14 protein-coding genes are annotated in these 13,186 nt (G+C 39.5%); all 14 read right to left on the bottom strand.

Going from position 1 to position 13,186, the window contains the following annotated elements; translation table 11 throughout:
• Positions 1-7: 7 nt before the first annotated feature.
• From AC58QT_RS02960 to AC58QT_RS02895, 14 genes are read right to left on the bottom strand one after another with little or no spacing between them, the layout of a single operon-like run.
• Positions 8-439: a hypothetical protein gene (locus tag AC58QT_RS02960; protein ID WP_497407611.1), complete on the bottom strand. Its 432-nt coding sequence runs from the start codon at positions 437-439 to the stop codon at positions 8-10.
• Complete coding sequence (locus AC58QT_RS02955; protein WP_497407610.1) at positions 439-933, bottom strand: chemotaxis protein CheD; 495 nt, start codon at positions 931-933, stop codon at positions 439-441. The genes AC58QT_RS02960 and AC58QT_RS02955 overlap by 1 nt, the downstream gene beginning before the upstream one ends.
• Entirely contained in the window at positions 930-1,550 is a 621-nt protein-coding gene (locus AC58QT_RS02950; protein WP_497286418.1) for a chemotaxis protein CheC, read from the bottom strand. Before AC58QT_RS02950 ends, AC58QT_RS02955 begins: the two co-directional genes overlap by 4 nt.
• 3 nt (positions 1,551-1,553) lie before the next feature.
• Positions 1,554-2,015: a chemotaxis protein CheW gene (locus AC58QT_RS02945; protein ID WP_310500301.1), complete on the bottom strand. Its 462-nt coding sequence runs from the start codon at positions 2,013-2,015 to the stop codon at positions 1,554-1,556.
• A gap of 27 nt (positions 2,016-2,042) precedes the next feature.
• Positions 2,043-4,112, bottom strand: coding sequence for a chemotaxis protein CheW (locus AC58QT_RS02940; RefSeq protein WP_497407609.1), 2,070 nt, complete (start codon positions 4,110-4,112; stop codon positions 2,043-2,045).
• A gap of 44 nt (positions 4,113-4,156) precedes the next feature.
• A complete protein-coding gene (locus tag AC58QT_RS02935) occupies positions 4,157-5,281 on the bottom strand; it encodes a protein-glutamate methylesterase/protein-glutamine glutaminase (protein WP_497407608.1) in 1,125 nt (374 codons plus the stop codon).
• Between the two features lie 47 nt (positions 5,282-5,328).
• Positions 5,329-6,198 (bottom strand): MinD/ParA family protein, encoded by an 870-nt coding sequence (locus AC58QT_RS02930; protein ID WP_497407607.1) that lies wholly within the window; start codon positions 6,196-6,198, stop codon positions 5,329-5,331.
• Entirely contained in the window at positions 6,195-7,502 is a 1,308-nt protein-coding gene (flhF, locus tag AC58QT_RS02925; protein ID WP_497407606.1) for a flagellar biosynthesis GTPase FlhF, read from the bottom strand. The genes AC58QT_RS02930 and flhF overlap by 4 nt, the downstream gene beginning before the upstream one ends.
• Positions 7,499-9,532, bottom strand: coding sequence for a flagellar biosynthesis protein FlhA (flhA, locus tag AC58QT_RS02920; protein ID WP_497407605.1), 2,034 nt, complete (start codon positions 9,530-9,532; stop codon positions 7,499-7,501). Before flhA ends, flhF begins: the two co-directional genes overlap by 4 nt.
• A gap of 21 nt (positions 9,533-9,553) precedes the next feature.
• A complete protein-coding gene (flhB, locus tag AC58QT_RS02915; protein WP_497407604.1) occupies positions 9,554-10,648 on the bottom strand; it encodes a flagellar biosynthesis protein FlhB in 1,095 nt (364 codons plus the stop codon).
• 10 nt (positions 10,649-10,658) lie between these two features.
• Entirely contained in the window at positions 10,659-11,459 is an 801-nt protein-coding gene (gene fliR, locus AC58QT_RS02910; RefSeq protein ID WP_497407603.1) for a flagellar biosynthetic protein FliR, read from the bottom strand.
• Between the two features lie 12 nt (positions 11,460-11,471).
• Positions 11,472-11,741, bottom strand: a complete 270-nt coding sequence (gene fliQ / locus AC58QT_RS02905) for a flagellar biosynthesis protein FliQ (protein WP_057315691.1) — start codon at positions 11,739-11,741, stop codon at positions 11,472-11,474.
• 26 nt (positions 11,742-11,767) lie between these two features.
• A complete protein-coding gene (gene fliP / locus AC58QT_RS02900) occupies positions 11,768-12,541 on the bottom strand; it encodes a flagellar type III secretion system pore protein FliP (RefSeq protein WP_310500309.1) in 774 nt (257 codons plus the stop codon).
• Positions 12,538-13,170 carry a flagellar biosynthetic protein FliO gene (locus AC58QT_RS02895; RefSeq protein ID WP_497407602.1) on the bottom strand — a complete coding sequence of 211 codons (633 nt, stop codon included), beginning with the start codon at positions 13,168-13,170 and terminating at the stop codon, positions 12,538-12,540. The genes fliP and AC58QT_RS02895 overlap by 4 nt, the downstream gene beginning before the upstream one ends.
• Between the last annotated feature and the right edge of the window lie 16 nt (positions 13,171-13,186).

The following is a 13,186-nucleotide window of genomic DNA, read 5'->3' as shown; positions in this document are numbered from 1 at the left end:
CACATCCTTAATCTTCAGACATTCGCCTCAAGGCACCCGCCAGTTGTTCAGGGTCCAAATTATTCTTGGTGACTAGCTTAGGTGGATTCAATGGTGAAAATTGCATCTCAAAAGAATGTTCATCTTTGGAAATATTCGCGTGGTTCGACTTCATTAGTTGACGTGTTTCCTCATCCTCATCAGGCGTAAGTAGATCTAAGTTTTGACCAACGGTGGATGAGGAATTATCGTGTGATGCGTCCTCAAGTGATGAAACAGATCCAATCAATAACCCTAAGACCCATCTAAATCCGAAAGTTACAACAAATAATATAAGAAAACTATACCCACTTTTAATGCAGGATGATAGAAATAAATTAGTACTGATCGATAAAACAAATGTAAAAATACCAGCTAATAGGGCGACAACGAAATTTATTCGTATAGTTCCAATCATCATTAAATTTCCTTTACTCCTAATTGAACACTTCGGATTAGTAGAATCCCCGTCGCACTAAAAAACTCAATCGTGCGGCCATAATTAGCTCCTGTATCCTCAGCCAGAATTGGAATTTTGTAACGATTCAACATTTCTTTACAAGATTCTACATTCCGCGGCCCGATTCTCATCGTATCATTATTTCCAGCAAATGCAAACATTTGAGCGCCGCCAGCTAGCTTTGCTTCTAGCTTGCTTATGCTTGCTCCTAGCTTTTCCATTCTTGTGATAAGCTCAGGAATTGCCGTATCTGCATACTTAGCAATGTTCAATGAACCTTCTCTTGCTATTTCGGAGGAAGGCAGCATGACATGTGCCATTCCTGCCACTTTGGATCGGCTGTCATATAGAGTTACCCCTACACATGAACCTAAACCTGTTGTCTTCAAAACACCCGTTTGATGAGCAACATTCAAGTCAGCCATTCCTACTTTAATTAAGTGTTCTAGCGTCATGGAGAGACTACCCCTAATGCCGAAAAGATTTTACCAAACGATTCCGGATCAGGGATTAAGAAAAAGTGCCCTTGCACTTCATTGTCCCCTTCCAAGAATTTAGTTTCAATGAGGAGAGCCTGGTCCCCCATTTGACCAAATTGCAATAAACCATAGCTTAATATTGCACCAGCCATGTCGATCGCCAGCGCTGGAACCGTCGGCTGCATATTTAAATTCGTAAAGTCAGCAAGTGAGGATAAATAAGAGCCAGCAAGTATATTTCCAATCTCATTCAGTGCTGATAATTCTAACTCGGAATACTCTTCTTGATCTGATATGGATAAACCAACCAAATCGTGAAGCATATTTTTAGCAGCGTCTAAATCCAGAATGAAGAACATGTTGCCGGGAGCATCTCCTTCTACACGCAAGAAGATCGCTAATACGACAGTCTCGGCTCCACCGACACTTTCGCAAATTTCTTCGAAAGGCAGCATTCTTACTTTGGGAACCAACATATCAATCGGCTTATTCATTAAGGTAGAAAGCGCAGTTGCAGCATGCCCCGCGCCAATATTCCCTACTTCCTTAAGCACATCTAATTGGAAATCCTCTAATTGGCTGAAAACGTCCACGATTTATTCCTCAAATCTTTCTAGCTGCTGAATTTCACTACGATTCAATACTTGCTCTAGGTTAAGTAGAACTAGCAATCTGTTTTCGCCAACCCGTGCAATACCATCTAAGTATTTCGCTTTAATTCCACCAACAACTTCTGGCGGTGTATTAATATTATCTGTATCGACATCGATTACGTCATTTGCAGAGTCAACAATCAACCCTACTTCGAATTCAGCTGCAGACACGATAATAATACGAGTTGCATCTGTGCTAGTAACCTCTTCAAGTCCAAATCTAGCACGCAGATCAATAATTGGAATAACTACCCCACGCAAGTTAATCACACCTTTAATAAATTCCGGTGCTTTCGGTACACGAGTCATTGGCTGCATTCTTTCAATCGTTCTTACCTTTTCTACTTCAACACCATACTCTTCTGATCCAAGTGCGAAGACAATTACCTTTTTTTCTTCTCCCATTTTGAAATCCTCCTTATCGAATATGGTTTATTTAATCAATGCATTAGGGTCGATGATCAATGCAACTTGTCCATCCCCAAGAATGGTTGCTCCTGAAATTGCGAATATCCCCGTTAGGTATTTACCTAGTGTTTTTAATACGATTTCTTGCTGTCCAATAAATTCATCCACCATAAGTGCTACTTGTTTATCGCCCTTACGAACAACGACGATTTCTGTTTCTTCTTCCAAATCCTCATTGAAATCAGGAACCTGGAATAAAGAACTTACGGACACTAATGGAATGACTGTTTTACGGTAATCAATCATTTTAGTGCCTTGAATGTTACGAATCTGCGATTTCTGTATTGCTGAAGTTTCAACAATGGATGACAACGGAATCGCATATTTCTCACTCCCTAAACGTACAAGCATTGCCGAAATAATAGATAGGGTCAATGGCAATTGTACAGAGAATTTACTTCCAAAGCCTGGCTTCGAATCTACTTGAACATGTCCGCCTAACATCTGAATTTTCGTTTTCACGACGTCAAGACCAACGCCACGACCAGAAATATCAGAGATTTTTTCAGCTGTACTGAAACCAGATGCGAATAACAAATTGTACACTTCATGATCTGAAAGCTTAGCAGCTTGTTCGGCAGTAACGAGACCGTTCTTCAAAGCCGTTTTCAAAACTTTCTCACGATAAATCCCTTTACCATCTTCTTCGATCTCGATAAAGACATGGTTACCGCTATGGAAGGCACGAAGTTGAATCGTTCCTTGTTCTGGTTTTCCGACAGCCACACGCTCACTGATGGATTCGATCCCATGATCGACTGCATTCCGCAATAAATGGACTAACGGGTCGCCAATTTCATCAATAACCGTACGGTCGAGTTCAGTATCAGCTCCAGTAATCACAAGATCCACTTTTTTATCCAAAGATTTAGCTAAATCTCTGATCATACGTGGGAATCTATTGAATACAGAATCTACCGGAACCATGCGGAGCTTCAAAACGATATTTTGCAAATCACTGCTTACACGTGACATGTGTTCAACAGTTTCTGTTAGATCATTTCGTTTTACTTCACTTGCTAACTGCTCTAGACGAACTCGATCAATCAGTAGCTCACTAAATAGATTCATTAAGGTATCCAGACGCTCAATATCTACACGAATCGTCCGACTTGCTACGGGAGCCCCACCTGCTGCTGGTTTAGCTGCCGCTGTTGCTACAGGCTCCGCCGCTTTGATTTCTGCTGCATTCGACGTAGGCAAGGTAGCAGCAACTGCTGCTGCAATTTCTTGATGCGCTGTTTCGATTTCTGCAATCGGTCGTGACAATTCAGCAAGAGATTCAGTATCTACCGTAATAATCACACAAGATGCAATCTCAGATACATTTAAAATCTCTTTCTCTAGTGTTGCTTGATCAACTTTGGATATAAAGTAAAGTGAGAACGAGTGATCGAACTTCTCTTGCTCGATTTCTTGCACGGTTGGGGTCGATTTAATAATCTCACCCATTTTTTCCATAGCATCGAATACCATATAGGCACGAGCAGCTTTTAAAACACAATTTTCATTAACACTAACTTCTATGTAAAAAACTAGAAAACCAGATTCGATCGACTGTTGAAGAATCGAATATTGAAATTCATCCACTTCAATACCTTTTGCTGGTTCTTTGACTACAGCTGCTGAAGAAGGAGCTACCTCTTTTTTGTAGTCACCTGTCACGATAGATCTCAAGGATACAACGATAGGACTTACGTCCGCTTTACCAGTCCCACCTTGAATAATATCCTCTACCATGGACTCCAAAGAGTCTAAACTTTTAAAAATACAATCAAATATGTATGAGTCCATTTCAATTTTGCTATTACGAACAAGATCAAGCACATTTTCCATCTCATGAGTAAGTGCTGCGATGTCCTCGAAGCCCATTGTTGCAGACATCCCTTTTAACGTATGAGCTGAACGAAAAATATTATGTACGATACTTATGTCTTTCGGATTGCTTTCTAAATTTAAAAGATTTTCATTTAATGATTGCAAATGCTCTTTTGATTCATCGATAAACATCGATAGATATTGACTAAGTTCCACTACTACACACCTCCAATAGAATCATCCAGTACCCTATAATTGTTTTAATTCATTTCATTCTGTACACACATAGATAAACGAGTTGCAATATCTTGTTGAGGCAACACATACATTGCAGCTTGGTTTTCTACAGCCGCTCTCGGCATACCATACACGACGCAAGTTTCTTCGGATTCGGCAATTGTTGTTGCTGCACCTGATTGCTTCAGCGCAAGCATCCCTTTCGCCCCATCACTGCCCATTCCCGTCATTAAAACGACATGTCGTTTTAATTCACTCATATTCAGTAAAGATTCAAACATCACATCTACAGATGGTCGGTGGCCAGAAACAGGTTCTTCTTTGGTTAATCGAATTTTGTAAGTGCGATTTGATTCTTTATAGGCCACCATATGCCATCCACCAGGAGCAACGTATGCTGTAGCTGTTTGGAGGACTTCACCGTCCGCGGCTTCAACAACCCTTATTTGAGAAATATCATTTAAGCGTTGAGCAAGTGATTTAGTGAAATTAGGTGGCATATGTTGAACAATTAAAATTGGAGCTGGAAATCCTGCAGGAATATTGGAGATGACTTGATGTAAGGCACGCGGTCCACCAGTAGAAGTGCCTATGGCAACTACATGATTAAAATGTGTTGTACTCGAGCTTGCAGCGACAACTGAATCAGATTGATTTAGCGTTTCTTTAATCATCTTTGATCTTAAAGATAAGGGATTCACATTTGCGAGTGGTGCCTGTACACGAACTGGAAGAGTGCCACTCATTCTCGATCGGACCGCAACTTGCAGTTTTTCATGTAGCAATAGCTTAACTTTATACAAATCCAGCGAGATGGATCCCGATGGCTTTCGAATAAAGTCAACCGCCCCCAATTCCAATGCTCTAATTGTTTCAGAAGCGCCTTCTTGTGTTAATGAGCTTAACATGATAACAGGGGTTGGTTGTTCTTCCATGATGTTTTTAAGCGCATCCAACCCGTTCATGACAGGCATTTCTATATCCATTGTCACAGCATCAGGTCGAAGCAGCTTAACTTGTTCGATCGCTTCTTGACCATTTTTGGCAGTACCTATGACCTTGAATTGCGGATGTTCGGTTATTAAATCACTAACAATTTTTCGCATAAAGACGGAGTCATCTACGACAAGAATGTTATATATTGCCATGCTGCATCACTCCTCTATCTGCTTATTCGACATAATTTTCAGAATTCCTATTTTAAAAGTTTCAACATTTTATTTAAAAAGCTCTTGACACCGATTGAAGGTATTTCGATTTCACGATATCCTTTAACGTAGTTATCTGTTAGTGTTTTGAGACTTGAGGTTGCATTAGAATTAGGGTAAGCAATTGTAAAAGGAATTTGTCTCTTCACTGCTTTGGAAACTACAGGATCATCGTCTACAAAGCCTAATGTTGGAATTTGAATATTTAAGAACTGCTTAGCTACTAAAGCTATCTTATCCGCAGTTTGTTTGCCTTCTTTAGCATCTGTGACTCGGTTAATTACCAATTTGAAAGATACATGATGGCCCATCGAATTCACCATTTTGATGATCGCATAAGCATCCGTGATTGATGTTGGCTCAGGCGTTGTAACAACAATGGCTTCTTCAGCCGCAAGTATGAACTTCAGCGTTTCTTTGGAAAGTCCCGCACCTGTATCGAAAATGATGAAATCAACATAACCATTCAATTGCATAACTTGCTCAGCAAAATAATTTAACTCTTCCTCACTTAAGCGTAATAAGTCATTAAATCCAGAACCACCGGCAATAAACTGTATGTCGTTTGATCCCTTTTGAATGATTTCCCATATCGTTTTTTCTTTCTTAAGCAAATGATACAAGCTATATGTTGAAGATACCCCCATTAATACGTCAATGTTCGCGAGTCCAATGTCTGCATCAAATACAAGTACTTTATAACCTAAAGACTGCAGACGCAAAGCGAAATTTAGCGTAAAATTGGATTTACCTACCCCACCTTTTCCACTGGTCACGGTAATGATTCTGGTTGTTCTTGTGCCTTTGTCGCCCTGTGTCTGAACCAAGTTCCGTAACCCTTCTGCTTGATCCTTCATGTTCTAGGTTCCTCCAATAACAAATCAATGATTTGCCACTCGTTCATTTCCGCAATATCATCGGGTACACTTTGCCCTGTTGTCACATACGAAAGCTTGAGAGAAAACTCGTGAACAACATTTAGAATGGCTCCATACGAATCGGTTTCGTCCATTTTGGTAAATAGCACTTTATCCAATTTGAATTTACTGAAATTATTCGTTATAGCACGTAAATCGCGATATTTAGTCGTTAAACTTAAAACTAGAATAGTTTCACTATTTCCTTGTGTTTTGAGTAATGCATTCAATTCTGAAACATACATTTCATTCCGGAAATTACGCCCTGCTGTATCCATGAAAATGATGTCGCATTCTGCTAAATTCTGAAATGCTTTCGTCAAGTCCTGCGGTGAAAATACAACCTCAAGTGGTACATTTAATATAGTTGCATAAGTTTTCAACTGCTCAATTGCTGCAATTCGGTATGTGTCAGAAGTAATAAACCCCACTTTACGCTGATACTTCAATACTTGTTCTGCAGCTAGCTTAGCAATCGTTGTTGTTTTACCTACACCAGTCGGTCCAACGAAATGAACAACGCGCGTTTGTGCGGAAATATGTTTACTATGGTCTGTTTGAAAAATCTCACCTAGTTTCGAGCGAACAAGCTGATGAGCGGCTTCTTCTGTGACAGGCTCATCAGCTAATTGAAAGTCTGCCATAACCTCATCCATAATTTGACGAACCAGATCTGGGTTCACTTCTTGGTCGTATAACCTTTGTTCTAACTTTTGTAAAGCTTCTGGAAGCTTTCCTTCATCAGTCACTGCTGTAAGCTTCTTCATCATTTCTTTCATTTGTTTGAGTTCATCCATTAATTGCTCATCTTTCATAGAAGCTCTTGCTGATGAATGTACAGATGAAGGAGAGTAAGCTTGCTGTTGAGTAGGATTCATCACTTTCTCTGGAGCAGCTACTGGATTCAAAGTAACTGGTTCATTCTGTAATGATTTTGGAGCTAACACATCAGGTACATCTGGGAAATCAGATTGATGTGTACTGGTTTTATTCTGAGCCATCGGATTGTTTACTTTGGATTGAGTTAACGGCTGCGGTGCCAATCTTTGTGGAGCAGGTGTTGGTTTCGGATTCGCTGCATCAATAGCCGCGATCACTTCAATCTTTTTCTTACCAAACATACCAAGAAAACCGCCTGTACGAATTTCCTTGGTATTTAGGATTACAGCATCTTTGCCAAGATCCGTACGAATCTTTTGTAAAGCGTCTGGCATGGAATCGACAACATATCTTTTTACTCTCATAAATTGACTACCCCCATGCTTTGGATTTCGACGCTTGGCTCTAATTCACTATAAGAAAGAACAGGTATATCTTGTAGTGTTCTCTCTAGGAGCTGTCTTACGTACATTCGAATCGTAGGTGATGTTAAAATGACTGGCTGTTGCCCAGATTGTATTAATTTTGTAACTTGTTCAGTCACACGATGATAAATAATTTGTGAGGAAGAAGGATCTAATGCCAAGTAACTTCCTTGATCGGATTGCTGCACAGACTCAGCAATTTTCTTCTCAACAGATGGACCCACTGTAATCACTTTCAGTGAATCTCCTTGTGAAGTAAACTGTTGCGTAATTTGACGCGATAGTGATTGTCTCACGTATTCAGTTAGAATTTCTGGATCTTTCGTATACGTACCATAATCCGCGAGTGTTTCTAGAATCGTGACCAGGTCACGTACAGATATTTTTTCTCGGAGAAGCTTAGCTAACACTTTCTGTATATCTCCAACAGTTAGCACGGATGGAATGAGATCATCAACAAGCGCAGGAAAGGATTCTCTAACATTGTCAACAAGTGCCTTCGTTTCTTGACGGCCAAGGAGTTCATGAATGTGTTTCTTAATAATTTCAGTTAAATGCGTTGCTACTACAGAAGGTGGATCTACGACTGTGTAACCAGACAGTTCAGCCTTCTCTTTATTCATTTCATCAATCCATATTGCTGGTAGGCCAAACGCTGGCTCTGTTGTTTCAATTCCTGAAATGGAATCATCATCAAAACCAGGACTCATAGCTAGATAGTGATTTAAGAGTAGTTCGCCACGAGAAACTGTATTGCCTTTAATTTTGATGATATACTCATTTGGTCTTAATTGAATGTTATCGCGAATTCGAATAACCGGAACAACTACACCTAGCTCTAATGCGCATTGACGACGTATTAGAATGATTCGATCTAATAAATCGCCACCTTGTTGTGTATCCGCAAGTGGAATAAGTCCATAACCGAACTCAAATTCAATCGGATCAACTTGGAGCAAGGATATAACGCTCTCTGGACTCCGAACTTCCTCAATCTGTTGTTCTTCAACCAATTGTTCTTCTTTAATAGCTTCACGTTCCAAATTCTTTTGCATTTTGAAACCAGCATAAACGAGTAAACCTGCTACCGGATACGTTGTAAACCAATGAATAGGTGTAAATGTACCTAGTACAACGAGTGTACCTGCAACAATGAACAATAACTTTGGCTGAGCCGTTAACTGTTTTGTTATATCATGCCCTAAGTTTCCTTCAGAAGATGCTCGAGTGACAATAATACCCGCTGCAGTAGATATAAGAAGCGCGGGGATCTGACTTACCAATCCATCACCAATCGTTAAGATCGAGAACGTATGCAGTGCCTCTGCGAAATCCATTCCCTTCATCGTCATCCCAATAATAAAGCCACCAATTAAATTGATAACGAGGATGATGATACCAGCAATCGCATCACCTTTTACAAATTTACTGGCACCATCCATGGCACCATAGAAATCTGCTTCGCGTTCAATTTTTTGACGTCTTTCTCTTGCTTGCACTTCATTAATCATACCCGCATTCAAATCAGCATCAATACTCATCTGCTTACCTGGCATTGCATCCAAAGTAAATCTAGCTGCTACCTCGGCCACGCGCTCAGAACCTTTGGTAATAACAATGAATTGAACCAAGACAAGGATGAGAAACACGACGAATCCCACAACGATATTGCCCTGTGCTACGAATGAACCAAAAGTTCTGACCACGTCGCCTGCTTCAGCATGAGCTAAGATATTACGAGTTGTTGACACGTTTAATGCCAATCGAAATAGAGTTGTAATCAACAGCAAAGATGGGAAAATTGAGAACTGAAGCGCTTCTTGCGTATTCATGGCAACTAAGATAATCATTAATGCAATTGAAATATTAATAATAAGTAAAAAGTCCAGCAAAGGGATAGGAATCGGTACAATCATCATCAACACGATGCCAATAATACCGAGTAGAACTAATAAATCCTTTATTTTCATCAGATTGCACCTCCCTCTACATTAATTCGTCTTACCCTTCATCTTATATACATACGCTAGTACTTCTGCTACAGCTTGGAATAAATCTGCTGGAATGGCATCCCCAATTTCCACCTGTGCAAAAATCGCTCGAGCAAGCGGTTTATTTTCCATTGTCATCACGCCATTCTGTTTGGCGATTTCTTTAATTTTCAAAGCAACATAGTCTGCACCTTTTGCAATTACTGTCGGAGCCTGCATATTATTGGCATCATACTTCAAAGCAACTGCGAAGTGAGTTGGGTTGGTAATGATAACATCAGCCTTGGGAACTTCCTGCATCATTCGTTGCATGGCCATTTGACGTTGTTTAGCACGGATCTTCCCTTTGATGAGAGGATCGCCTTCACTTTTCTTATACTCATCTTTAATATCTTGTTTGGACATTTTCAGACTTTTCTCATGTTCATATCTTTGATAAATGAAATCAAAAATAGCTAAAATGATAAGAATGGCTCCGATTTTTAAGCCTAAGCTTAGGGTAATCGAGGCAACGAAAGAGAAGGTATTCTCCAAAGGTGCATGTCCTAACCCCAACAGCCTTGCTTTATGTGCCATTAAAGTGGTAAAGACCGCGTAGCCGATGATCAACATTTTCAATGTCGACTTTACAAATTCCATAATGGTTCGCATCGAAAAAATCCGTTTAAAACCACTAATAGGATTTAATTTTTCAAATTTCATCATCAAGGGTTCGCCGATGAACATAAAACCAATTTGAGCATAGTTGCCTATAAAAGCGATAAGTAAAACCAGGATACAAATTGGCGCTATAATGGTCAAACCTTGTACTGTTAAATCCGCGAATAACATTTTTACATTTCCCATGGTTATATCCATGGTTAGTTGATTCTCATAAACGTTCCGAAAGATATGAATAAGCCTACCTTTCATAAAAGAACCAAACATCAATAATGTCACGAATGAAAAAAGTAAAATAAAAGCCGCGGGCAATTCCATGCTTTTAGCAACTTGCCCCTTTTTTCTGGCATCCTGTCTCTTTTTGGCAGTAGCAGGTTCCGTCTTTTCCCCAGCAAACCATTGTAAATCTAGCTGTATTCGAAGTTGTTGGGACACGGCTTTCCTCCTACTTAGGTGTTGTCTGCGTCGGACCGCTCATAATTTGAAGCATCTTCTCTAATTGGTCGAAAATAGTTCCAAACAGATGCTGAAATTGTGAAATTAACTCAGGAAAAATAATGACAAGCAAGACAAAGCCTAGAATCATTTTAAGCGGCGCACCAATTACAAAAACATTGAATTGCGGAGCAACCCTTGTCAAAAGTCCCAAACCTAAATCAGCTAAAAATAAGGCTGCAACGATAGGAGCTGCAAGTTGAAAAGACAAATAAAACATTCTAGAAAGTGATTTTAATAGAAAATCAGAAATTTGCCCATCGTAAATATGACTAAATAATGCGTTATCTATTGGAACCCATTTGTAACTGTCGATGATGGCTCTAATCAAGTAATGATGACCATCGAAAGACAGAAACAACAAGACGGCAATCATATATTTCAAGTTACCGATCAACGGTGTTGAAGCACCTGTTAATGGATCGATAATGCTTGCCATACTAATACCAATTTGCATATCCATGAACGAACCAGCAGCTTGAACGACAGTGAAAAAAAGATACACAAGAAATCCTAGTAAAACACCGATTAACATTTCACGAATAATGAGCAACAAGTAAATACCATCAATAGGTATGGTCTTACCCAAGGCCATTGGAGCAAAAATAATCAGAGAAATAAAGACAGAGAGTCCCACCTTAAACATCATCGGCACATTTCTGGATGATAGTATGGGAACCACGACAAAAAATGAGGTAATTCGACAAAAAATAAGCAGAAAAATGGGGATTGATTGAATAATTGCTGACATTCCACTCACAACCTAACCAACGAATTTGTAAAGATTGTTGAGTAGATTAAATGTGAAATCAACGAGTGTATTCATAATCCAAGATCCAAAAATAAGAATTGAAAACAATACAGCAACGATTTTTGGAACAAAAGCAAGAGTTTGCTCTTGAATCTGAGTCGTTGCTTGAAAAATACTAATGGCCAGACCAACGATTAACCCTATAAGCAGCATTGGCGCACTAGCTTTAAGTACGGTGTAAACAGCTTCACCAGCAATTCGTATTACAAATTCCGAACCCATCTAGATTCCCTCCGATATCTTGGTCTTTAACCGTAGCTTAGAAGTAACGATCTCACCACAAGATACCAACCATCTACAAGAATAAAAAGTAGGATTTTAAATGGGAGTGAAATCATCACGGGCGGGAGCATCATCATCCCCATAGCCATCAATGTACTGGATACAACCATATCTATTACCAAAAACGGAATAAATATCATGAATCCCATCTGAAAGGCTGATTTTAATTCACTAATCGCATAAGCAGGTACTAATGAAGTAAGTGGAATGTCCTCTACCCCCGTAGGGGCTTTAGCTTTAGAATAGTCAAGGAACAGTTTCAAATCCTTCTGGCGCGTATGTTTAAACATAAATTTCTTCATTGGCAAAGATGCAGCTTGAAATGCCTGTGTTTGATTAATGTCACCTTTTAAATACGGCTGAAGTGCTGTTTGATTAACTTCTCCTAAAGTTGGAGACATAATAAAAAAGGTTAAAAACAGAGCAAGTCCGATTAAAACCTGATTAGGTGGCATTTGTTGAGTTCCTAATGACGTTCGAACGAAACCCAGTACAATCACAATTCTCGTGAAGCTAGTCATTAAAATAAGAAATGATGGAGCCAAACTTAACACGGTAAGCATTAACAGGAGTGTTACCGTATTCGATGATCCTCCAGTCGCCGTGCTTGTTCCGATATTAACATTCAAACCGGGAATCGGATTTGTAATATCCGTTTCAGCAGCTGAGGCAGTTAAAGATAATAAGAAAACCGAAATCACAACAAGCAACAGTACGCCAACTAATTTATTTCGTTTCATTCTTCATTCAACCGATCTTTTTGTTTTTGATCAGACAACCATTCTTCTACATTTTTATTACGGTCCGTTACGCGCTGCAATTTGTCATGAAATACTTGTTGGAACGAAGCAGTAATCTCTACTTCCTCTTCCACATCGTTCTTTTTTAATGGCAATTTATTGATCCATTTGCTTAGAGTACCCAAGCCTAAACGATCGTCCTGAGATGTTTGTAAGAGATCTGAAATATAGGCTACTTCATCGGCGTCGACGATTTTATCCAATAGCTGAATATTCTCACCAACACCAACTACGAAGAGCGAGTGGCCGATCTCAACAATTTGAATTGATTTGTTTTGTCCTAAGGGAACCCCGCCTAGAGAGCGTATTGAGTTCCCGAACAAAGTGCCTTTATTTTTCTTCGCCACATATCTCATCAGTACATAAAAAAGAATGATAATAAATACGAGGACTGCAATGACCTTAACAACCATGAGAAAGGAACTCATCGAATCCATTGAACCAGGGTAGTCAACCCCGGTTATGTCCTGATTCTGTTCAGTTTCCGCATGGATGAGATTGTTTGTATAAAACAATGCGAACATACTAAGTATGCTGAAGTAAAGTTTATTCGATTGAAATCTTTTCATAAGAACAACCCTTTCG

It is taken from the genome of Paenibacillus sp. J31R109, from assembly GCF_059692055.1.
This window is presented reverse-complemented; position numbering and strand designations above follow the sequence as displayed.